We start from the raw sequence: 23,213 nt of genomic DNA on the forward strand, positions 1-23,213 counted from the left end.
TTAGTTGATCCCGCCGAAGGCGCCGGCGCCGGCCAGTGCGGTGTCCATCTCGTCGATGACAGCATCGGTCTGCTCGAGCTCGGCCAACGCGTTGGTGCGGGCTTTGCCGTCGGGCAGCGCTTCGATGACCACGCGGCGCTTGGCCGACGCCTCACGGATCTCGGCGAGGCGTTCGCGCGTGAGTTCCTGCTTCTCGTCAAGTTTGCCCAGCCACGCCGGCGAGGTCTGTTTGAAGTACTCGCGCAGCGCCTTGATCACCGGGTCGTTGGCGCCCTTGGAGACGAACGGTCCACGCAGCGCGGCGACGTCCTCGGCAGTAGGGGTGATCGACTGAGAAATGCGGCGAGTCATCGGGGTTCCTTCCGGTGGTGATTACGGGCGTGGTTCACAGGGCCGACGAGCGGCCACTACGGGGGTTGATGCGATCGCGACGACACGGACAGCGATCAGACGCTCGTGCGGCGTGCCGTCCGATGCTCATGCGCTGTGACCGACGAGGTCGGGTTCGGGTAGGACAACGACGCCGTTCGCGTCGAAGGCAATGCGGGTGGTGACCCGACCGGCGCCGATGGTCAGGACAGTCTCGATGACCTCGCCTCGGTTGCCGCGACGCACATCGACGGCATCGACAGTGACCGGCACCAGGTCACCGTCCTCGTCGTCGATGAGCACGGTCTGCCCTGCGGTCACACTCGAGGCCGGGATGACATCAGCGAAGTCCTCATCCGCAGACTCAGGTTCCGGTGCGGCTTCGGCGCCAGCCTTGGCCATCGACACGGTGCCGACACCGCCCGTACTCGTACCGCCGAGGACGATCGGCTCGGGCACGCTTCCGTGGTTGCGTGCCCGCCGCGCCAGGGCGCGTTCGGATTCGATGAAGTCGGCCAGCTCCGGCGAGTAACAGGTGAACTGCGGCGCCTCGGCCGGCATCAACCCGTCGATAGTGGATTTCTCGCTCTCCGACAGCTGGTTCCACTTGTTCGGATGCTTATCGACGTTCGGGGTCCACCACATCTGTGCATCGACCGGTGACCCGTCGTCACCGAGCGCGATCCCGCGGCCCTTGACCGAGGTGTCGACCTCACGGCCCACCGTCGAATCACCCCACATCATCAACGCGCCGTCCTGCGAGAGATTGCCGAGCGAGATGCGGGTGCCGAAGTTGTCACGCGCATTGCCGGAGGCACCACCGAACAGGGACGCATCCGGACGCTGCACACCGAGCAACAACCGGATGCCGGCCGAGCGCGCCAACACTGCCAGATCCGCCCACGCCCCGAGCGGATCGAGTTCCTTGAGCAGAGTCTTGGTTTCGTCGTCGCCGGTCTTGGCCAGGCGCTGCCACTTGCCGGAGAGGATGAAGAACTCGTCGAGCACCGCGATCATCAGCGGCAGCTGCGAGCCTTCGATCTTCATCTGATGGATGTAGGCGTTGCGCGCCATCATCTCCGTATGCAGGGCGCGCACGAACATCGCCGCGCGCAGCGCGTCGTAGATGATCGCCCCACAGCCGGGGTAGCCCTCGAGGCCGTCGAGTTCGATCATCTTCGGATCGACCCCGACGAACGGAACCCCGCGACGTGCCGCTTCGGTGAGCAGCGTGCGGATCACCGAGGTCTTACCGCCGCCGGTGGGTCCGACGATCAGGCAGTGTGGCTTGTTCGAACTCGTCGAGACATCCCAGAACATGATCCGGTCCGCCGCGCCGGTCGCATAGGGCAGGTGCCGCAGGTTCTCATCGACCAGTTCCAGGGGGTGGTCGACGCGCTCGGGCATGGCGGTGACCAGCCGCATCACCAGATAGCCCTTGTTCGGATACCAATCGCAGGTCCAGTTCCGGCCGGATTCGTGCGGGCCGGCGAGCGAGGCGAGGGCTTCGTCGACCTTGGCCTGGAAGCCGGGTGCGCCGGCGTTCATCGACTTGGCGAAGGCGATGCGGTAACCGGTCTCGATGCCGTCCTCGTCGATGGTGTCGACGCTGACCTTGGGGCTTTTGAAGATCGTGGCGCCGTCGAGCGCATCCTGCAGGACCTTCTGTCGTTCGCTGCGGGTGTCCGGGGTGATCGGCGTGCGGGTGATGACGAGCCGGTCGCGGTGCGCGTCGTGCCGCACCGTCACCGCCGAAGTCTCGCTGGTACCGAAGGCCGATTCGACCGCACACGAGAGCGCCTCGAACTGTTTGGGGCGGATCACTGCACCGCGCGAGAGCTTGATTCTCGCGCCTCGGATCGAGCGCCCGGTGGTGGGCCGCGAGATCGAGATCTTGGTGGGTATATGCCCGGTGCTCTGTTGCACCATCGCGTCGAGCATCTGTGACCACTGGTGAGTGAGGTGCCGCGAAATGTCGAGGGCGATCAGCGGAGCGGTGACTACTGCCAGCGGCCACCGGTAGTCGTGCAGCCCGGTCAGCGCCTCGACGACCGAAGCGTTTCCCGCGACAGAGGCAATAAGGGTCGGGCTGGAGAAGGCAGCTGCGGCAAAGGTTGCCGTCAGCGGCGAGAAGGGCACGAAGCGGGACACGCAGGTCATCCGCCCGTCGCCGGTCCGATCGCCGCGAGCGTCGGTGGTGTCGCCGACCGTGTCGCGCCATGCAGCGACGAGCCAGTCCTTGAGAGGGTCTGGAGTTGCGCTCACTGCCTGCGCCTTTCACTCGTGCTCGTCTTCGCCGGATGCCGTCCGGTGCGGTGTGCGAGCACAGTGGCAGAGGGCCCGAGTTTTCACCAAGCAGGTGACGGCGTTGCGAACTGGTGCAGGTGATGCGCTCGGATCCGTGAGTGTCCGGCTCGATGAAATTGCGCCTCAACGTGTTCGGCGCTCAGCAGAGAAGACCTCCACCACAGCGCTTGCAGCGCTATGTCGCCGGGTGTTCATTCGAGTGGTGATCACAGCGCGCGCATACCGGTTCAGCGAGCGTTCATCCGAGCATGCGTGTGGGCACTCGTACGTGGTGTGTCGAGCGCTCCACACCCCGACTTCCCGTGCAGTTATCAAGCATGGGCACGACCGCCGCAGTGAGCGCTCCGAAGAGCGTTCGACGTGGTCGGTTGCGGATACCGTTGGCGCCGCGCGCAATTCTGGATTACACTCCCCCCAAGGAACGCCGGGGGGAGTGACCCCGTCAGGGGTGGGCGTCGCGAGCGCTCTGCGCAGCACTGGGATTCACCGCTCGAATCCACCGCCCATCTCACGCGCTCTGTCGAGTGCCATGATGCGCACTCCCCCACTCCCCCACTCCCCCACGATCACCCCTGTTTCCCCCAGCCCGATCACGGCCCTGCGAACCTCTCTCGCACAGGGCACACACCTGGCGTTGAGGCATGTTCGTCCACCGCCCCGGCCGGCCCTATCGCTCGGGTCGCTGTTCAGGCATCGAGAGCGCATCGACGATCGCCTCGCTCCATGTGCAGTGACGGCGCGCGTGAACATCGCTGCTCCGCACTTCCCGCCACGTGAGCTCGGCATGGCTGTCCGGTCTCGATCGTGGAGGTGTTTCTCGCGCTCGTTCTTCCCCGTCGACCTCGCCGGATGTGTCCGTTGTGTGCGTTCACCTGTTTGGGCGAGATCGCGTGCTCGTTTTACGTTCTCGGCCGTCGCCTTTCGGGCGTACCGACCGAACCATCACTGGAGTGCTCATGTCTCTCGCGCCAAGTCTTGCCGAACTGGCGATCACGACCATCCCGCGTGGTGACGTGCTCGCCCAGACCACCGAGGTCAACACGACCGGGGTCCGCGCTTGGATCGAAGACAACATCGTCTTCACCATCCTCGTGTTGATCGCGTGCGTGGTCCTGATGGGTGGGCTGCGCGGCAACCTTTCGAAGGTCGTCACCGTCGGCGGCCTGTCGCTGGTGGGCATGGCGTATCTGGGCATCGCGACGAACACCACCGCGGCAACCGGCATCGGCAATTGGCTCCTCGGTCTGGTCGGCATCCAGGTCTGACCACCGCACGCAAGCATCGGCCGACGACCGAAAAAGGGGTACCGATCGTGATCGACAACGACGACATGCTGCACCGCGTGGACCGGCACTATCTCGGCCCGACCGGCTTCACGCTGCCGTTCCGCCTCCGATATGCCGCAGTCGGACTCGGCGCGCTCATCACCGCGACGGTGTTCGTCATCGCCCGCGCGGTCGTGCAGGTGCCGCTCGGCTTCCAGTCTCTGGTGGTGATCGTCGGGATCGGTGTTGTGATCACCGTGCGGGTGACGAAGTACGTCAACGCCGACCGTTCGGTCCGGTCGGTGATCCGAGCTGCGTGGAACGACCTGATCGCACCGCGCCCACCCAAGGCAGGACAGACCGTCGTCCTCGCCATTCCCGCTGCCATGCGTGCCTCGCGCGGTACGCACGCCGCAGCGTCGAGCGAAGGGAACTGCTGACGATGGCTGTTCAGCCCGACAACGACATTGCCGCGTTGTTCGACCCGAACTTCGACGACCCCGAACCGACCGTGGTGCCGCCGGGTGCGTTACCCCCGTCGTGGGCGGCGGCGATGGCAGCACACCGCACCGCCTCCCCACCCTCGGTTCCGGATCCGAATGCGGACGCGACGCAGGCCGCGGAGCTGGCGTGGTCCCAGGTGCCCGACAGCAGCATCACCGCCCCTGATGCGGTGACCGCTTCCCCCACCGCAGCGAGTGCAGACGCACCGCCCGCACAGCGCAGGCGCGGACGCACCAAGCGCGGCACGTCCGCCGACACCGACGCGGAGTTCACCCGGCAAACCAAGGCCGCCGCCAAGCGCGCCGCTCGCACGCGCAAAGTAGTGCGGCTGCAACTGATCGGGGTCGAAGGAAACATCACGCGCACCCGTACCCAGTCCACAGCGTGGTTCGTCCAGCCTCCGGGGCCGTGGAACATGCGCCCGGTGGGCCGGCAACGTCGCTACATCCAGAATGAAGCGCTGGTGTTGGCGAACCTCGCCGAAGCCGGCGTCATCGGAGTGCACCGCCGGCTGGTGCGCACCCCGTGGCCGGTACGCCAGTGGGCGCAAGCTCACGACGGGTGGGCCGAACCGATCGCGGATGTGCCGGGCGCGTTGTCGTGGTCGGACTATCTGCGCGGTCAGCAGCACGCCATGCTGTGGGGCAGCCCCACCCTCAAAGGCCGCTACTGGGGCATCGAACTACCCCCGCGCTCGACACTGGCCAGCGGGCTCGACACCGTCTCCGACTGGTTGCTGCCCGCCGTCGAGGTGCCGCTGCTCGGCCGCGTCGCAAAACTGGTCCGCGCGTGGGCGCGCACGGCGTTCTTGGGCGAGCAGAAGGCGCTCGCCGAGCATCTCGCCACGATCGAACGCATCCTCTCGGGACAGGGGGTGCGTGCCAATCCCGCCACCGCCGCGCAGATGGACTATCTGCTGCTGCGCTCGGCCTCATTGGGGTTGCCGCTCGATGCCGAGGGCGTGATCTCCGGCGGCGGTGACTGGGCGCAGTCCGATGTTGCTGCGCTCGAGGACCTCACCGACCTCGAATTGACCCCCGGTGACGGGTACACGACCGTGCGCGGGAAGGTCGGTGGCTGGGACTACACCGGCTACGCGATCATCTTGACGGTCGGGCGCATGGCGCCGTTGCCGATCCCGGAGCGGATGCTGCCCTGGCAGGTCATCGGCGACTCCTCCGGTGAACCGCTCGAATGGTCCGAACGCATCCGGTTGAAGACCACGAGCCAGACCATCCGCAGTCTGCGCCGGCTCACCGCGCGCATCGAGGCGCAGTTCGACCACTACACCGTCGAACACGACCAGGTGCCGCCGCAGGAACTCGCCGAACAGCACGCGCTCGCGCAGCGGGTGATCTCCGACATCGAGGACGACCACTCGGGGCTGTCGGTGCGTACCGAGGGCTGGTACCGGGTGCTCGTCGTCGGCTCGTCCCCGGACGAGGCGAAGCAGAAGGTCTCGATGCTTCAGGAGATGTACGCCCCGCGCATCCGCCTCGAACACGAGCATGGTCAGTACCAGTTGCTGCGCGAGTTCATCCCTGGCGAACCGTTGGCCAATATCGCGCACTGTCGGCGCATGAGTGTCGAAACCGTCTCCGCCGGGATGGCCGCGGTCGGCGACCGGATCGGGGACCGCACCGGCGTGGTGATCGGCGAGACCGCCTCGATCGCACCGCGACCGGCGGTGTGGGATCTGTTTGCCGCGCACGAGAAGAAGCACAAGTCCGGCTTGACCCCGATCGTGGCGGTGCCTGGCTCGGGCAAGACGTTCCTGGCCGGGATGCTCGTCTACCAGGCGGTGCGTGCCGGTGCCTACGGGGTGGTGCTCGACCCGTCCGGACCGCTCAAGAAACTCGCGCAGCTCCCCGAGTTCCGGGGTATCGCCGAAGTTCAGGCGTTGACGGGGCGCACCTCGCGGCCTGGCTCGCTCAACCCTTATCGGGTGATCGTCGATCCGCGCCGCGACGATCCCGACTACGTCCCGGCCAATCCGGACTACGCCGACGATGCCGATCCCGTCACCGCAGCCCAGTCGCAGTACGAAGCCGACCTGCGGGCCGCGCAGGCCGAGCGGATCTCGGTGGCGGTGTCGGTGCTGAAGATGATGCTCTCCCCCGCCCGGCTCGAGCACGAGTGGACCGAAACCGTCCTGCAGACCGCGGCGAACACCGTCGGCGGCGGACGGCACCACAACCTGCGCGAAGTCCTCGACGCGATCGCCGCGCTCGGTCGCGACGACGAGAACCTTGATCTGCGTACCTGTGCGCGCAGCGTGCATCAGGAGTTGTCGATGATGGCTGATCTCGCCGAGGCCCGCGTGCTCTTCCCCGAAGCGGGCACCACCGGTGAGCCGGAGGACATCGTCGACAACAACACTCGACTGACGGTGTTGACGATGCCCGGCTTGCAGCTCCCACCCACCGGCACCGACCCGTCGCAGTGGACCCCGCAGCAACGCATGGCCGGCCCGCTCATGCACATGGCCGCGTGGCTTGCGAACCGGCTCGTCTACGAACTGCCCCGCTTTGAGCGCAAGGTGCTGTTTCTCGACGAGAACAAGTACCTCGAACAAACCGGTGCCGGCCGCACCCTGAACCTGCGCATCGCCCGCGACTCGCGCAAGTACAAGGTTCGCGCGTTGGTGTGCTCGCAGCTGCCCGACGACTATCTCGGCGTCGACGGCAGCGACGACAAGTCCGCACTGACCTACGAGGTCATCATCGGCGATCTCGGTGGCAACACCCATGCCATCGACGGCGCCCTCAAACTACTGAACCTTCCTGCCGGGGAAGGCTACGAAGCGTTGTTGGCCGATCTCGGTGGTGGCGGAGAAGACACCCTCGATGAGGACACCGACACCGAGCACCTCGACCAGGCACGCCGGTTCATCGTGAAGATGGCTGACGACATCGAACTGGTCCGCTCGGACTGGACCCACTTCGTCCACCTGGCACACGTATTCGCCGCGCTCGATTCCCGCGCGACCCGCGCCGCGATGGACACTCCTGCATGAGCGCGCAACGAGCACGCCGGATTCTCCCGGCACTGTCACTCTCAGTCCGCTACGTCGGGCAGCCTGTGGGGCTGGTGGTCCGTGTTCTGGTCGTACTGATGTTCGCTGCGGTCGTCCTGATTGGGGCCGGCACCGGGGTGGCCACAGCCAGCGGCTTCGACTGCAAGGACGTACCGGCCCCGGAGTTCCCCAATGAGACCGTCGAGACGACCTTCGACTCGTCCAGCGCCAACCGGCCGCCGATCGAAGGTGGGGGTGGCACGGGTTATGAAAGCTACGGTTGGGCCGGACTGAAATGGCACACCTACGACCTCGGCTGCGGTGAGGATCTGGTGCGCGCTCCCGACGCGGTCAACGACACCACGCTGGGCAACACCTTCCTGACGATCGGGAAGTCACTGGCGGCCGCGGCGTTCTGGCTCGACGACCAAACCAAGACCGGACGCGACGCGCTTGATGCCGGGGTCGACTCGGCACTCGAACAGTTCGACCGGATCGTCTACTCGATCAGCGACGGCATGCGCGGGGTCTACGGACAGTGGCTGGGGATCGCACTGACTGTCGTCGCTGTGATCGTGCTGTGGAAGTCGCTGAAGGCAGACACCGCCGGCGTTACCCGAACCTCGGCAATCGCAGCGGCCGGGCTGATGCTCGGGGCGCTGATGGTCGGTGCACCACAAAAGGCGGTTCAGGTCGCCGACGACACGTTCGGCTCGCTGATCACCGATACTCAGGATCAGATTTTCTCGGTCCAGTTCGGGGACGGCCCGGGCGGCGGCACACTTACCGGTGGACCGACCGACCCGCGCAACGTGCTGATCGACCAAGTTTTCCTTCCCGATTGGCGCACGGGTTGGTTCGGCACCAATTACGACGATGCGGACACCGCCGGGCTCGGTCCGAAGTTGCGTGATTCGCTGGCGTTTTCGTACGAAGAGCAGGAGCGCGTCAAGAACGACCCGGACGCCCAGGCCGAACTCGCCGCCCAGAAGGCCGACACGTTCCGCGAGATCGTCGCGTCGCTGGAATCCGACCATCAGTTGTCCTACTACCAGTTTCAGGGCAAAGACTCCGGCCGCACCTCGACCGGTTTCATCGGCATGGTCAAACTGGCGATGCCATCGATGCTGTGGATCGGCGCCTCGATCCTGAAGATCACCGCACTGCTCGCGATCCGCTTCGCCATCCTGTTCGCGCCACTGTGGGTGCCGTTCGCGATGATCGCCGGTGGTTGGCTGGGCCGCATCCTGCGCATGCTCGCCACCGCCTATGTGTGGGGCGTGGCCGGTGCAGTCATCGTCGCGCTGTACCTGATGGCGCTCGTGCAGCTCTACGTCGATGCCGACGGACAGGTCGACGGGTCCTGGCGATTGTGGTTCATGGTGCTGCTCACCGTTGTGTGCTGGGCGATCATGCGCCCATTCAAACGGGTAGGCCAGACGTTCACGCAGAACAGCTCGAGCATGGTCAACCGCAGAACCCGCGAAGCAAAGCGCTCCCTCAAAGCCAAGGCATTCGCCGCGGCAGGTGCCGCCATCGGCGGCCCGGGCGCAGCGATCGCAGCCAAGACCGGCGAACGCCTGACGCGAAGGAACCCCAGGGACAACGACGAGGTCGAGACGAAGTCCACCGGCTTCCGGCCTGAAGGCCGCGGACTCAACAACCGCCGACAACAGGCACTGGCCCAGGCGCGAGCAGAGGCACGCACGAACAGAACCGAGCACCTGGGCCGCGGCGACCGTATAGCCGACCGTGACACACGCATCGCCGGTATCGCAGCCAATGCCGGCCGTAATCTGGACCGGGGCGAGAAACCGCTGGGCGACAAGGACACCGAGCGGGCCGTGACCTCCGGTGCGGCCGCATGGAAACGGTTGGACAAAAACGAGGCCGAGGACCGACGCCGGGAGCGGCAGGCCCGCAAAGAACTTCTGACCGCCAGTGTCGGTCAGCGCTGGGATGGTGGGGATCGCTCGGCCATCGCACCGATGAAGGTCTACACCCCGACCCGTCACCGCGAGTCCGCACACGCCACCAGCATCGGCACTCGTGAGTCACGGTATGCCGCCCTCCGCGGTGAGCGTTCGACCGGGACCACGCCTTCCCGACCGCGGGTCTGGAATGCGCCCACCCCAGACGGTCCTCTCCCGCGGGACAGGTATCTCTGATGTCTCGGTCCGGACCCAACCCCGTCCTTGCCCCTGTCCGCCGCTGGGTGCTCTACTCACGCACGAACCTGACGGTATCGGTAGTCGGTGTCGTCGCAGTGTTGTCGCTCGTTGGCATGCTGGTCGGGGAAGATCCGCAACCGCAGCCAGCAGAAGAGACGGCGGCCGCTGCGACCGAGACTGCGGCTGCGGCGACGGTGGACGCGATCAGCTACGAGCTCTACGAGGTGAGCGAGTCTCAGGTGGTCGCCAGGACGGCGGCCCAAGCTACAGCCAGTGCACCGGCCACTGCGATGGCCTACGCCCACACCTTCGTCGACACCACACTCTCGGATACGCAGTGGACCACCACGCTTGGCCACTACACCGTCTCCGAGCCCGGACCGGCCATGGTAGCGGCACGGCCGCGCACTCCGGTGGTCATCACCGGACCCACAGTAAGCACTTCCGTCGCCGGCTCCGCAGGGACACAGAGCGCACGGGTTCTCGTGCCAACCCAGGCCGGAGAGATGACGGTCTCTGTCGTGGTCGAGGAGCTGTCCGGCGGGACGCAGCGGTGGGTGGTCGACACTCCCCTGCCGACCCTCGACCTGTCCGACATGGAGGATCTCGCACCGCGGACCACCACACCTGCAGCCCCTCGAACCTCGGCGGAGCCCACGACACCCCGACCGATACCGACGCCGACCCAGGCGCCCACCCCTCAACCGGCGTTCGACCCCCACCAACCGGAGCAGGACCCCATACCGAGCCCCAGTGTCGACCCCGCCCCGGTACCGGTACCGGGCCCGATTCCGATTCCCGACCTCGACACCCCGATCCCGGGGCAGCTGTGACCATCCACGGCGCCGGCAAGGCGCTGCTGCTCAGTGGCGCAGCTGTCATCACAGTCGGCATATCCGCCTGTACGACAGGAACTCCGGTGATTCCCCACGATCCGTGCCGGACCGTCCCCACCCGCGACAACAACTCTGACGGGACATCGGATCTGCAATCGCGTGTCTCCGGCCCGATACAGCTACCGGTCCACCCCGGAACCACCACCCACACATCCGGGTTCGGCCCACGCTGGGGGACGCACCACCACGGGGACGATCTGGCAGGACCTGTCGGCACACCGATACTTGCCGCGCTCGACGGAATCGTGGTCGCCGCAGGATCCAGTGGGGAAGGACCGGGCGTCGGATTCGAGAACTGGGTGATCATCGACTCGAACGTCGACGGCTCGCCCGTCAGCACCGTCTACGGACACATGTTCATCGCCGGAATCCACGTCACACCTGGCCAGCACGTCGCCGCTGGTGATCACATCGCCGACATCGGCAACGCCGGAAGCAGCACCGGCCCACACCTGCACTTCGAATATTGGCAGGGCGGCAGACTGCAGGGCGGCACCCCGATCGACCCGGTGACCGTGCTACCCGAGATCGCCCGGCAGAACGGCGGAGCACCGCCGTCCGTCGAAGACTCTCACGACAACAACAATCACGGTGATCAGGACAGCAACGTCCAGCTCGTCGCCACCTCCCGCTCGACTGCCGACTGTTCGGGATTCGGCGTGGCCGGCGGCGGCAATCTGGCCTTCGGGACCGTACCGGCCGAGTTCGAGCTGTGGCTGCGCCGCGCGGGCGGGGTATGCCCCGAGATCGACTCGCCGCTACTGGCCGCGCAGCTCCAGCAGGAGAACAACTTCCGCTACGGTCCGAACGCCCCCGTGTCACCTTCTGGCGCGATCGGACCGGCGCAGTTCATGCCTGGCACCTGGGTCACCTGGGGTAAGGACTACGACGGCGACGGAACAGCGGACCCGAATTCGATCGGCGATGCGGTGATGTCGCAGGCGCACTTCATGTGCGCGCTCCATCAAGATGTTGCTGGGATTTCGGGGGATCCGATCGAGTTGACGCTCGCGGCCTACAACGCCGGTCCCGGGGCGGTGTTGCTGCATCGCGGTATCCCGCCCTACGCCGAAACACAGAACTACGTCGCCAAGATCACGGCAGCCCGCGCGGCCTTCACCAACCCGAACTCGCGGGGTCGGTTCACGCCCAAGGCCTTGAGTGACAACAGCCAAGTCGTTGCGGCCGCGCGCGAATACCTTGGCACCCCGTACGTCTGGGGTGGCGGAGGCATCGCAGGCCCGTCCGGCGGAGGGTTCGACTGCTCCGGTCTGACGTCGTTCGCGGTCCACGCGGCCAGCGCCGGCACGGTCACGCTTCCTCGCACGTCCGAGCAACAGTGGAGCGTCGGAGTCGAAATCCCGATCGCGCAGGCACAACCCGGTGATCTTGTCTTCAGCAACTGGGGACCGAACGGGCCCGGTCACGTGGGAATCTACTCCGGTAACCGCCGGATGATCCATGCCCCGACGACCGGCGCCGTGGTCGAGGAAGCACCGCTCCAAGCAGAAATGAAAGCCCGCCGGGTGATGTAAGGGAGACATGTTATTCGTGCTGGCATCAAGCATTTTCACGTATATCGGAGGGGGCCCCTTTGAAGGCAGGAAAGCTTGTCGCGGGGGTGCTAACCGTCCTGGCCGTCAGTTGGGGCACGCATTCGTGTCTGTCGCCCCAGCGAGAAGTCGCGGGACCGGCACCCGCCGCCGCGGAGCTATCTATCTCCCCGACATCGGCTACACCCGCCACAACAGCGGACTCTCCTCCCGCGGCTGCGCAGGCCCCGACCCCGTCCCCGGCAGCTCAGGCAGCCGAGGACGCGGCGAAGAAGGGCCTGACCGTGGTGTTCACCTGGTACCCAGCCACCGACAGCACCCAGAACGACGCCTACGGACGTGCACGCGACTGGCTGACCGACGCCCTTGCCCAACGCATGATCGTCGACGCCCGCACCGAACGCGGTCCTGGGGCGCAGTGGGCTCAATGGTCCGAGCAGCAAGCGAAGGTCATCGCCGATGTCAGCATCGAATGCTCCGGCTGCCCCGGAGACACCGACACCATCATCCATCGCGTAGCCACCATCGAACAGACAGCGGTGTCCGGCAGCGGCACCGATACCGTCGAGCCCGGCACCACGGTGTGGGTCACGCTCGTTCGAGAAGGCGACCGTTGGCTCATAGACGAGATCCGTTACTGACCCCGGAGGACCTGTGAAGCCCAAAAATCTTTCCGTCACCCTGATCACCACAGCTCTTGCAGTCGGCCTGGTTTCGTGCGGGAGCGACGAGCCGACCTCCCCTGCGCCGACCACTGCCCCAAGTACGACCGCGACACCGGCGGCCGTGTCGGTTTTCGGCGAGGACAGCACCGACATCCTCTTCAAGATCCATCAACGGAACGCTGTGGCGATCATCGAGGCGGTGGAGGAACGCGGAGGTACACCGGAGCAGGCGGTCGCAGCTCTTCTCGCCGCTCAGGCCGAGACCAGTTGGAGGTCCGGGTTATCCTTGCCGGCCCCGGCCACCGCGATCGCCGACATCTACGGGTGGCGGTTCGCGTACAACATCGGTGCCGATTCCACGGATGCAGTGCGCGCCGCGACATACACGTTCATGGACAACGCTGCTGATATGGACGTCGATATGGGGGATCCGGTGGCGTACGCGCTGGCGGTGCAGCGGGCCGATACACGCGAGTATGTCGAGGACAAGCGCTTTTACACGAACGGTGAGACCGCCGCGTCGGAGTACGCGAAGGCCCAGCCCATCGCCGAGGCTGCGTATACGGAGTTGCGCGTCGAACGGTAGCTCTGGACACGTACGGTCCAGGTGTTCACAGTGTGTTCCCTACCGGCCTATCCGAGTTCGACAGGCAGCGTTCTTTTCAAAGAACGAGATTGTGCTCATTCTCAGCAGGAAGGGCTGAGCACCGACGAGGTCCCTAGCGCAATTCTGCGGTATCCCGGTGCCTCAAGCCCACAAGAACGGTGACTGTGTATAACCGTCCTGCGCTGCCGTGCCCGGCGTGGGTCGCGCGAATGCTCGAAGACGGCGCCGTTCAGGGATCAGTAAGGGTTATCTACCGGAGTGACCTGGATGAGCGTCAGCTCCGCATGAGCAGGACGATCCTTGAGTTGGAATGGGCGCATAGTTACCGAGGACTTCACCCACTCGTCCTGGCCGCCGTGCAACTGCACCAGATCCACAGTAGATGGGGCTTCTCCACGGCTGATTCGCTGGGCGCTGGCCTGCAAGGCAGGTAGATCGTCCGGGTGCACGACAGGTCCGGTCAGGTGCGCGTACTGCCATTCGAGCCACTCCGGGGCACGGCCGATCCATAACACGATCGAACCTCGGTGGGCTTCGAAGAGTGCGACGTGCACCTTTGAACCGTCGAGTCCTTCGGTGAGTCCGAGCTCGGCGAGCGTGGGCATGGATGGCGGATAGGCGTCAGAGAAGTCGTGGTAGAGAACACGCACGCCCTTCCCGTCCGCGGTAGGTCGCAGGATTACCTGCCACTGCATGGCATGGCCGTGATCGTGACGGACTGAGAACCAGGTGCTGAGCACCGTCCCCCGCTTGGGTGCCAGGGTGATCTCCAGGAACTCCTGCTCCTTCTCCATATGAATCGCCCGATTGATGTAATCCGAGGACAGTGCGGTAGGCACCCAGTCTTCGAGCAACGTTCCCGACATGGCCGCGGACTCCCAGGTCTGGTAGATCAGCCAATCAGTGGTCGACCAGAACACCCCTGACGTCAGTCGTCGCGGCGTCATCTTTTCTTTCGGATCTCCGACCCACATGTGGATGCCGTGCACGTCGCCGAAGGGGCCGATGATGGGCCAGGCGTAGAACCGCCACGCTCGGTTCAAGCGCTTCGAGTGCAGAACACGTTCGAACGGTTCCCGTGTCTTCCGTACGTGCTCGATGATCGGCTCGACGAGGATGTCCGCCGCAGGCGAGATGCTTCGTCTGGTGGAGAGCAGATTCTTCGTCTCGTCTTCCGAAGCCACCAGTGTCGCGACGCCCTCGGTCAACGTCTCGATCAGGTGCCACCCGCCCATGCAGACCTCACTTATTACGATTGCGTATCGATCAAGCGGTCAGTGTAACGGGCCTACATTCTTGAGCGATTGGGCGCCGCATGTCATCGCTTGCGGGGTTGCATGACCAGGCGCAGATCCTGGGGGCGGATCGTCAGAAGCTCCTCCACTTTCAGCTCGTACCCCGGGACGGGTGCGATATCGAAGCGTGTAAGGATGCGGGCCAGCGCGAGAACCGCTTCGTGCAGCGCGAATTGACGACCGATGCACGCACGCGCCCCGACACCGAATGGCTTGTATGCGTGGGCCGGGCGAGCTCGTACGGCTGCGGGCAAGAACCGATCTGGATCAAACCGTTCTACGTCGTCGCCCCACAGTTTCTTGTCGCGGTGCAGGGCGAGTAGGACCACCAAGACGGTTTCGCTCTTGCGGATCGGATAGCCGGCCAGGGTGGTTTCTCGACGAGCTTTGCGGAAGAAGGCTGGGCCGGATGGCCACAGTCGCAGCGTCTCATCGACGATGCGCCGTACGTATCGCAGCTTGGCGACCTGTTCAAAGCGCACCGGCGCGCCGTCCGTTCCGAGCACCTCGTCGATTTCTTCCCGGGCCTGTTTGACAATCTCAGGGTTGAGTGACAGGTAGTGCAAAGCGAACGACAACAATCCGGCGGTGGTCTCGTGACCGGCGATCAAGAAGGTCAGGACCTGGTTGCGGATGCTCTGATTCGACATCATTTCCCCCGTCTGGGGGTCCGGGTTCTCGAGCATCCGTTGCAACAGATCATCTTGCCGTGGTGTCTCACCACCGCGGCGGGCAGCGATCACCTGATCGACAGTTGACTGCATCAGCGCGATGTCTTTCGGATTTTGGCGCATAGCCTTCCATCCGAAGATCTCCCGGAAGACCGGAACATCATTCGCAGTTTGGGAGACGTACGCCATCGCGCGACTCATCGATTCGACGAACGGATGACGGCCGGGGGCGAACGAGTTGAAGCTGTAGCCAAACCCTGTGCGGCCGATAACCTCCAGGGTCAGCCGGTTCATGTCAGAAGATATGTCTGTAGGCTCGCCACTGGCCGTATCGACCCAGTAGGAACATAGTTGGTCGATGCATTCGACCATCGCCTCGTGATAGCTGCGCATCGATGCCTGACTGAAAGCCGGCATCAGCACATTGTGCGCCTGTGCCCAGGCCGGCTCGCTGTTGAATGCGGTGAAAAGTCCGTCACCTGCTAGTTCTCGCAGATTGCTTACTGGAGGGACGACCGCCTTGGCGAACCGGGTTTCGTCAAAGACCTCTGCGGCTGCGTCGCCACCTCCCACCACGACGACCTTGCGGCCGAGGATGCTGATCTCGAAGATGTCGCCCAACTCTTGCACGAACTGCGCTTCCCGCTGCACTGGTCGCTGAGGGTCGAGGCGCAACACATCGCCAAGCAATGGCAGCCGCCACGACGGCCGAGGCATCCGTTGTTCCGCCTCCTTGCCCTTCCCCGGAACGTTCGGCGTGGTTTCTCCGGAACACGCACTCCCCACAGAAGTCATGGCCCGAGTGTGCCGTACCGCTACCTCCTCCGCCGAACCCCCACTTGAGGCCACGCCTCACGGCCCGCGACGCGCCAGATCAGCTTTGACGACGCAAACAGGACATGTCATATTGCTGAGCCCAGATCCATTCTTGGGAATCGCGCCGTGATCGAACGCGGGACCCGCCTGGAGCCGAAAGGTGGATACGACTTCATCCCGTCGCTGAATCACTACGAATCCCACTGCGCACAGCGACTATTCACCAGCGTCTACCAAATCAGCCATACGAGCAATCTACCGACCCCTCAGACACCTTCGGCCGTTCCACCGTTGCGGTGCTGGCATTGGGGTCAGCGCATCCGGACTCCGCATGGGAAGAGCACACGACTGCGCCCGCTTGAACGGCCCTGCTGAGCAGAACGATGAATGGTTTGAACGCGGCCCTCATCCGGAACTCGAACCTCGAATGCGCTCTCGCACCGACGAGTCAGACACTGCCAACCAGAGCTATCGAGCAAGCGCCATCGGAAGCTCTCCCACGCCGATACGCCCCGAACATCGAGCGTTACAGTGATTTGCGGCACACACTTTGCCTCAGCTGTCCCACCTGGGTAAGTTCTCTTGTGCTCGGGGGAGTGCCTCCTTCGTGCTCGCACCGGTCGGTGAGTGATTCCCGTCTGGAAGCAGTAGGCCCACGAAAATCGTGAGGTCTTCTTCCAGCTACCCGGAATCGGAGACGACATGCAGAGTGCGAGCACCGACGACGAAGGACGCACAAGACGTCCGCGGGCGAAGGACCTACGAAGGCTCGCCGAGCGGCCTGTTTCGAGCGCGTTCGTGCGCCGCTCGCAGTTCGTCCTCCGAAATCCCCAACGCTGCAGAGAGCCTTTCGCCGACGTTGTCGGAAAGCGAAATCACACCACGCTCCACGCAGCTCACGATCTGAGTGGTAACACCAGCTTTGGCGCCAAGCTGTGGCTGCGTCAGACCCAGCAGCACACGCCAGTCACCCGGGTAGCGCTCAGCCTCGGGCACTTTCACCACGTCCGCGATCGTCACCCCAAGCACTTCGACAACCCGAGCGAGCAAATCGACCTGCGGGGACGACTCGCCCATCTCCCAGCGGCGGACGGTCCCGGTGCCCACCTTCGCGACCCGCGCGATCTCCGTCTGCGACAAGCCGGCGTTGAGGCGCGCCTGACGCAGAGCGTCGGGACTGAAGCCACGCATTACTCGTCGGCTCACCGTCCGAATCCTCCTTGTGAAGTCGCCATCGCTAGACACTGTGCAACTCCCTCGATACGATGCGCGCATATGGATTTGAATAGATCGTTTGTATAGATGGATGACATGGAAGGAGCGAAGTAGCTGATTAATGCGAACGGTCCCCCAGCCGTTAGCAGCAGCTGAGGGACCGTCCAACAGCAAGCCGACTGTTACAGCAGTCGAACAAGCCAGAGGCACACGGGTTAGCAGCCCGTGGCCTCGATTGCAGATATGGAGCCTGCGATGAACAGGTTAGTTGGCGCTGGGCAGATACGCCTAGTAGCAGAGAGTCCCGCCCCTCCTCACGGAGAGACTCACGACACAGTTCTTGGCAGCGAGGATCCTCACTCTCTCCTTGCTGAGCACCTTCCGAATCCGGAGGGCACCGCATGCTCGTCGTGCGGGTTCACCTACTCCACGGACCAGCCACTGTGTCCGCCCGTCGTCGAGGCGTTGCGCACGCTCACCGCACGCGCACACACGCGGTCGTTCAGCGACTACTCGACGAACCAGCTCCGGGCGCTCGAGCGGGAACACTGCGGCACCGGCCGGTGCCGACGATGCGGATTCGTCTACACCCCCACCGTGCGCGTATGCCCCACTTCGCGCCGTATCGCCATCGAGCTCGAATCCCGCTTCAAAGCCCCGATGAGCGAGGTCCACGCAGGTCAAGGTCTGTGCTCCGGGAAAGGACAGGTGTGGACGGTCAGCGGAAACAAGTCCGCCCCGTGGCGCCAGGCCGTCGCCGTCTGCGCACAGTGCCCGCTCCTCACCTCCTGCACCACGGAACTGGACCGCAGGCTGGCTAGCGGGGAGAAGATCTGCGATCAGATCCTCGCCGGGCGACTGTTCTCCGGTAAAGGCGACGAGATCGCTCCCGAGATGTTCGATGCCTATGCCGACCGGTGCGGAGCCAAGACCAAACGTCGAAAGCCCAAACCGAAGCCCCGACCTACCCGGCGTGCGGCGACCACGAGGACTGCGCCCGCGTCCTCTCCCGCGCAGGATGTTCCAGCGTCCCCCGCCGACGGACAACTTGCGCTGTTCAAGGGAGCGGTGGCATGAACCCCAGCCCGCACCTGAAGCTGTTCGAAGCTATCGCCCAGGGCGTCATCGAGGCACCGGCCGGTGATGATCATCCCGCTGCGGACCGTTGGCAGTGGTTCGCCGACCTGTACAGCCACCGCACGTGGGGTCTGGTCGCTGCCATCGACGGGTTCGCCCGCCTGGCGGCCGACCATATCGCCGCCGCCTGTCGGGACACTGCCACCGACACCGCGACAGTCGAGCAATGGCAGGCCATCGCGGACATCACGCGCACAGCCCGCACTACCGCCCACTCCCCCGGCCTCGCCATCGCGTGGAGTGCCGTCGCCGACACCTGCACCGACGCCCTCGACCATCTCGCCGGCCGCACCTTCAGCGGTCTCGAAGCCATCCTCGGCGCACTCGATGCCATTGGGCACGAGCACGAGCCCCCGATCGCGGTGTCCTTCGCTCGCGACGCGTACACCGCCTGGCAACACCGCGTGGCCCCGCCCGCGACGAGTGATCGGAATGTCGCGTGAACTCCCTGGTTGCGGTGGATCGAGACGGCCGCGAATGGGCAGTCCTTGCCGTCGATAGCGTGCTCAAAGCTCGACTCGTCCACGGGACCACCACGCCTGCCGTCCTGGACCTTAACGAGCTGGTGCACAGGTATGGACCAGTGGTCCTGTCTCCCACGTCTCTCCCGACCTCCGGTGGGTTCGTCGCGCTCGCCGACACGGTCGGTCTCGTCGCTTCCGATCCGGAAACAGCCTCGGTCGAGCAGATCAGGCAGGTCGCCGCATTCGCACAGTCGATCATCCTGCCGCACGGTTCGTAGAACCGCCTACCGGCTCCACACCCCGGATTCCGTCCGTGCGTACCTCGTCCATCGAGAACTACGCACGCTCCGGCCGGGAGTCGTCACATGCACCTGAACGCCGAGGAGACGCATCCATGACCACGTAACCCGAACCCGCCGATCCGACAAATCAACAGCGCAGTGACTCAACCCAAAAGCGAAACCCACCCCCGAAAGGGTGGGCTTCACCAGAACATCCACAGAAGGACCCGAAAATCCTTCACCACTCGAGCGAGAACGTCTGCCACAACGATCACGCTCGTGGGCCAGTCTCCGAAGTTTGCCGCTTCGAAAACTTTTGAGTTACTGCTTCCCCGAAGGGACTTACCGTGCCAGGTACGTCTCAGGGTAGCGCACACCCTGAAACTCGCCCAACCACCTACACTTCCACCCTCGGCACCTCAACCGACAGCGATCACGTCGACTTCCCACTTCCGCAACCGTTCACCGACGCCGAATGGGACGCGATCGTTGCCGCCGCCGTCGCGAACGTCGCCGCACTCGAAGCCGCCCAACCGCAGGACAACCCGGCCGAGGCAGCTGTGTGCGAGCTGCTCGACACCCAACCCGCACATACCCGTACCGCACTCTCGCTACCTGTCCCCGCAGGCGCGTGCGCCCGCGTCCCGACCTGGCACAGCCGCCGATACTGGCTGAGTTTGTGCGAATGGATCACCGTCCACACCGAGCGCGGACGCGCCGCGCTCAAGCGTCATGGCATCGCTGCGAGAACATTTCTGCAGGTTTGCGCCGCCCACGCCGCATATGCCGAATCGACCACCGGGCGCCACGTCTACGCCTCCCTCGACACCCTCGCGGGTGCAGAAACAATGTCGATTGACAAGCTCAAGCGCGGCAGACGCGTGCTCAAGGCGCTCGAGCTCGGTGTCGAGCTGACCCGCGGCAAGAAACTCAACGCCGTCGAGCGTGAGGCCGCAGCCCGCCTCTACACCCACATCCACGGACAGTCCCCCGTGCGACTGCAGATCGGCGCTGCCAGTGTGTGGGCGTTGTCCGCACCCGCCTGGGCGGTGGAAGCCATGCCCTCACCGGACAAACCACACAAGCAGCCACGACGCCGCCCGACGCATTCGACCCCGAAGACCGGGTCATCCACCACCCGCGCTACTTCACCGACCCAGCGCAGGTCCCCGGATTCCGCACCCCAATCCCCTAGTGGTTCCTCTCTTCAGGATCTTTCCGTCAGGAAAGATCACCAAGCGCGCGAACGCGCAGGCGAGAAGAACTCGATACCGAGCGTGACCCGACCACTGGCCCTGCAACGAGCAGCCGCGCAGCTGGTCGACCGTATCCCCGCACTACGCACCATCGTCGGCATCGACGACGCCACCGGAAGACGCCGCGGCCACATCGGAACGATCTGCGACCTGCTACTCGACGCCGGTATCGACACCGACCGCTGGACCGGCATCGACATCGCAGCCGCTCTCACCCACGACGGCACCAGTCGCGGATGGACGTGGCCGACAACCGAGACGATGACCGCGCCGCTGCGATTGGTGGCCTACCGACTGTCCGGCCTTGACTGGACCGGCCCCTCCCCCACCGAACAGAAACTCCGCGGCCGCACGCGGCGCGGCGAAACCCCGGCAGAAGCGGCACACCGACTCGTCACGTCCTACCGCCGCGTCCTTGCCACCGCGTCGGCCACGCAGGCCCCCTTGGCGTCGGACGAGCATCGACGGACCGTGCGTGCGCAATTGGCAGCGGACCTCGCGGCAAAGAAAGCACCTGCGGGTTGCGCTCGGTGAACGCGCTACCGCCTTCTGGCTGGTCGCACCAGTTCGAACAGCTCGGTGTCCGAGGTAATGCGCGCCGATTTCAGCGAGCCTCGTGTGAACCTGCCTGCCGCGTCGGTTGTTCAGATCGGTTTACGGGAAATCGTTCCGACGCAATCGGTACGGGCATATTTTACGCAATCGGTGCCGGCTCCCCCGGGCTGGGCGGCACAGGTTGGAGCGCCGGATTACTCGCTTGTGTAACACCGGTACCCATTCTAGCTATGTCACGTTTGTCTGATTCATCGCAAGAAACGAGAGAACATGAAGGCACGTTTGGCTGCGGCCGGTTTCGCCGCTGCACTGATGACGCTCGCAGCACCCGCCGTGGCATCGGCCGGCCCGTTGTCCTGGATTGCGTCCGGCTCCGGTTCCGGCTCAGCCGGACTCGGTGGCCCCTCCTACGCGAACTGCACAGAAGCGCGTCAGGCCGGCGTCGCTCCGATCTTCCGCGGCGAGCCCGGCTACGCGCCACACCTCGACGGTGACAACGACGGAATCGCCTGCGAGTAACCACGCCAGCTACAGCCCTGGGCACCCTGCCTCAACCGAGGTAGGGCGCTCTCGGCACGGAAGACCATCGGTTCCTGCCCCACGCGCTTCGACTTTCCCGACTCTCGAAATTCGCAGGTCAGAAGATTGCCGGTAACCGTCGTTACGTTAACTAAAGCGATTTGGGACCTCTCCCGGACATGGACAACCCCGTCGTCGGCGACCGTCGATCACCCGACGAATCGTCTCGACACACGAACCCCTGATCGCCGTCCGCACCGTGGTCACCGAGTCGCTCATTGCCTGCCGGACTTTCCGGCCGTGGCGCAACCGAGTCGCGACGCGGGCCGCACCGGACACCGGCCTGGCGATGATCCACCCTCGGACCTGCCGACCGGATCGGATGGGTCGTCGAATCGTGCACGGCCCGCAGCGCGGTGGTAACCGCCCAAGTCGTCGCCGAGGCGTGCATAGGTGAAAGCCCACCACTGCGCCGACCCCTACTGATCCTGATGGATAATCGTAGTTATCCATCAGGATGGGTAGGAAAAATACTCGCTCGTGCCATCAGTCGTGGGAAGATCGGGCACCTACAGTTCGACGTGGGGGCGGCCGGAACCGGAGCTCGAGCACTCGGGTCAGGAGCCGGACCGGATCGGTGTGCACGGTTGATCGGGCCCGTACCGCAGCCACGGCGGCAGTGCCGCAGTGAACGCCTCCTGCAGCTGCGGATCGTCGGTGACCGTCCAGTCCACCCGGGCATCGACCTCGGGCTCGTACTTGTCCCACTCGAACCAGTTGATCATCTTCAACTGTGGAAACCGATGCGGCACAGCCGGGTCGAACACCTGCTGTCACCACGCCTGCTTGAGCGCGAACTCCGCCGTCTGCCCCGACTCGACTGCGGTGTTGTACAACGCCCCGGTCTCGACGATCGCCACCGGTTTGCCGTGCTCGACCCCGTAGCGGGTGTAGAAGTCCGGGACGACGGTGTCATCCCCACCGGCACCGCGATAGTTGCCGGTCAGCTGCGCCGCCAGCTTGCCGGGCTCGGGCAGTTCGTTCTCTCCCCACGGATAGGCCGCGCCCCAGTGATACAGCGACATCCCCACCCAGTCCACCGCCTCGTCACCGGGATAGTACGGCGCATACGGATCATCCGCCGACGTCAGCGTCCCGTCCCCGTCCGTGTCGAGCACCGCCCGCGCCGCACTGCCCGGCGCGGCTTCGAACCGGCCGCCACAGAAGGGATAACCCCCGCCGTAGTTCGGTGCCCACATCATCGCGGACTCCGGCGCCTCCTCGTGCACCGCCGCGGCCACGGTGCGGAACATCGTCACGTACTGCTCCGGTTGCTGCCCCCACGGATACCACGAACCGTTCATCTCGTGCGCCAACCGCACGATCACCGGCACCCCGGCGGCGTTGAACTCGGCCAGATCCGCCGCCAGCCGGCGCGTCACCGGTTCGGTGACTGCCGCGAGACCGGCGAACGGTTCGAGGGTCAGCAACAGGATCTGCCCATCGCCGCGCACTTGCTCGACCGCCCGGGCCAGGTCGGCGCGCTGGGTCTCGGTGTACGGCAGATCCGTGAAGGTCACCGTTACCGCCGGTCGGTGCCCCAGATCGGCGGCATACTGCGCTAATGTCTTTCGGCCGAAGTCGAGGTTGA

At 65.0% G+C, this 23,213-nt stretch carries 20 protein-coding genes; 13 read left to right on the forward strand and 7 right to left on the reverse strand.

Annotated features, from left to right (window positions below):
* Together GON09_RS24740 and GON09_RS24745 are read right to left on the reverse strand one after the other, a co-directional pair.
* Positions 1 to 351 (reverse strand): hypothetical protein, encoded by a 351-nt coding sequence (locus GON09_RS24740; RefSeq protein WP_213934682.1) that lies wholly within the window; start codon positions 349 to 351, stop codon positions 1 to 3.
* A gap of 126 nt (positions 352 to 477) precedes the next feature.
* Positions 478 to 2,634 (reverse strand): FtsK/SpoIIIE domain-containing protein, encoded by a 2,157-nt coding sequence (locus GON09_RS24745; RefSeq protein WP_213934683.1) that lies wholly within the window; start codon positions 2,632 to 2,634, stop codon positions 478 to 480.
* A 998-nt stretch (positions 2,635 to 3,632) separates the two neighbouring features.
* Here GON09_RS24745 and GON09_RS24750 point away from each other — a divergent pair.
* The 8 genes from GON09_RS24750 to GON09_RS24785 all read left to right on the forward strand — a co-directional run bounded on the left by GON09_RS24750 (position 3,633) and on the right by GON09_RS24785 (position 13,332).
* Entirely contained in the window at positions 3,633 to 3,941 is a 309-nt protein-coding gene (locus GON09_RS24750; protein ID WP_213934684.1) for a hypothetical protein, read from the forward strand.
* A 47-nt stretch (positions 3,942 to 3,988) separates the two neighbouring features.
* The gene (locus tag GON09_RS24755) at positions 3,989 to 4,381 is read left to right on the forward strand and encodes a hypothetical protein (protein WP_213934685.1); all 393 of its coding nucleotides are present in this window, start codon (positions 3,989 to 3,991) and stop codon (positions 4,379 to 4,381) included.
* 2 nt (positions 4,382 to 4,383) lie between these two features.
* Positions 4,384 to 7,461, forward strand: coding sequence for an ATP-binding protein (locus GON09_RS24760; RefSeq protein WP_213934686.1), 3,078 nt, complete (start codon positions 4,384 to 4,386; stop codon positions 7,459 to 7,461).
* 98 nt (positions 7,462 to 7,559) lie between these two features.
* Positions 7,560 to 9,629, forward strand: a complete 2,070-nt coding sequence (locus GON09_RS24765) for a hypothetical protein (protein WP_213934687.1) — start codon at positions 7,560 to 7,562, stop codon at positions 9,627 to 9,629.
* Positions 9,629 to 10,465, forward strand: coding sequence for a hypothetical protein (locus GON09_RS24770; RefSeq protein WP_213934688.1), 837 nt, complete (start codon positions 9,629 to 9,631; stop codon positions 10,463 to 10,465). Before GON09_RS24765 ends, GON09_RS24770 begins: the two co-directional genes overlap by 1 nt.
* Entirely contained in the window at positions 10,462 to 12,063 is a 1,602-nt protein-coding gene (locus GON09_RS24775; RefSeq protein ID WP_213934689.1) for a peptidoglycan DD-metalloendopeptidase family protein, read from the forward strand. The genes GON09_RS24770 and GON09_RS24775 overlap by 4 nt, the downstream gene beginning before the upstream one ends.
* 302 nt (positions 12,064 to 12,365) lie before the next feature.
* On the forward strand, positions 12,366 to 12,722 hold the full coding sequence (locus GON09_RS28460) for a hypothetical protein (RefSeq protein WP_307854534.1): 357 nt from the start codon (positions 12,366 to 12,368) through the stop codon (positions 12,720 to 12,722).
* A 145-nt stretch (positions 12,723 to 12,867) separates the two neighbouring features.
* Positions 12,868 to 13,332 (forward strand): hypothetical protein, encoded by a 465-nt coding sequence (locus tag GON09_RS24785; protein ID WP_244867006.1) that lies wholly within the window; start codon positions 12,868 to 12,870, stop codon positions 13,330 to 13,332.
* Positions 13,333 to 13,589: 257 nt separating this feature from the next.
* Here GON09_RS24785 and GON09_RS24790 read toward each other — a convergent pair whose 3' ends face one another.
* The 3 genes from GON09_RS24790 to GON09_RS24800 all read right to left on the reverse strand — a co-directional run bounded on the left by GON09_RS24790 (position 13,590) and on the right by GON09_RS24800 (position 17,326).
* The gene (locus tag GON09_RS24790) at positions 13,590 to 14,588 is read right to left on the reverse strand and encodes a GAF domain-containing protein (protein ID WP_213934692.1); all 999 of its coding nucleotides are present in this window, start codon (positions 14,586 to 14,588) and stop codon (positions 13,590 to 13,592) included.
* A gap of 83 nt (positions 14,589 to 14,671) precedes the next feature.
* Positions 14,672 to 16,036, reverse strand: a complete 1,365-nt coding sequence (locus tag GON09_RS24795; RefSeq protein ID WP_213935205.1) for a cytochrome P450 — start codon at positions 16,034 to 16,036, stop codon at positions 14,672 to 14,674.
* Positions 16,037 to 16,894: 858 nt separating this feature from the next.
* Complete coding sequence (locus tag GON09_RS24800; protein ID WP_068166605.1) at positions 16,895 to 17,326, reverse strand: helix-turn-helix domain-containing protein; 432 nt, start codon at positions 17,324 to 17,326, stop codon at positions 16,895 to 16,897.
* A 489-nt stretch (positions 17,327 to 17,815) separates the two neighbouring features.
* Between GON09_RS24800 and GON09_RS24805 the strand changes: the two genes are divergently transcribed.
* From GON09_RS24805 to GON09_RS24825, 5 genes are all read left to right on the forward strand, one after another.
* Entirely contained in the window at positions 17,816 to 18,427 is a 612-nt protein-coding gene (locus GON09_RS24805; protein WP_213934693.1) for a hypothetical protein, read from the forward strand.
* The gene (locus tag GON09_RS24810; RefSeq protein WP_213934694.1) at positions 18,424 to 18,930 is read left to right on the forward strand and encodes a hypothetical protein; all 507 of its coding nucleotides are present in this window, start codon (positions 18,424 to 18,426) and stop codon (positions 18,928 to 18,930) included. Before GON09_RS24805 ends, GON09_RS24810 begins: the two co-directional genes overlap by 4 nt.
* Positions 18,931 to 19,070: 140 nt before the next feature.
* Positions 19,071 to 19,229 (forward strand): hypothetical protein, encoded by a 159-nt coding sequence (locus tag GON09_RS28465; RefSeq protein WP_244867008.1) that lies wholly within the window; start codon positions 19,071 to 19,073, stop codon positions 19,227 to 19,229.
* A 350-nt stretch (positions 19,230 to 19,579) separates the two neighbouring features.
* On the forward strand, positions 19,580 to 21,022 hold the full coding sequence (locus GON09_RS24820; RefSeq protein WP_213934696.1) for a replication protein: 1,443 nt from the start codon (positions 19,580 to 19,582) through the stop codon (positions 21,020 to 21,022).
* A 291-nt stretch (positions 21,023 to 21,313) separates the two neighbouring features.
* Positions 21,314 to 21,562 (forward strand): excalibur calcium-binding domain-containing protein, encoded by a 249-nt coding sequence (locus GON09_RS24825; protein ID WP_213934697.1) that lies wholly within the window; start codon positions 21,314 to 21,316, stop codon positions 21,560 to 21,562.
* 617 nt (positions 21,563 to 22,179) lie between these two features.
* Here GON09_RS24825 and GON09_RS24830 read toward each other — a convergent pair.
* Together GON09_RS24830 and GON09_RS24835 are read right to left on the reverse strand one after the other, a co-directional pair.
* Positions 22,180 to 22,347 (reverse strand): hypothetical protein, encoded by a 168-nt coding sequence (locus tag GON09_RS24830; protein ID WP_213934698.1) that lies wholly within the window; start codon positions 22,345 to 22,347, stop codon positions 22,180 to 22,182.
* Between the two features lie 48 nt (positions 22,348 to 22,395).
* On the reverse strand, positions 22,396 to 23,142 hold the full coding sequence (locus tag GON09_RS24835; protein WP_213934699.1) for a glycosyl hydrolase: 747 nt from the start codon (positions 23,140 to 23,142) through the stop codon (positions 22,396 to 22,398).
* Positions 23,143 to 23,213: the final 71 nt, after the last annotated feature.

It is taken from the genome of Rhodococcus sp. B50 (assembly GCF_013602415.1).
Taxonomy (GTDB): Bacteria; Actinomycetota; Actinomycetes; order Mycobacteriales; family Mycobacteriaceae; genus Rhodococcus.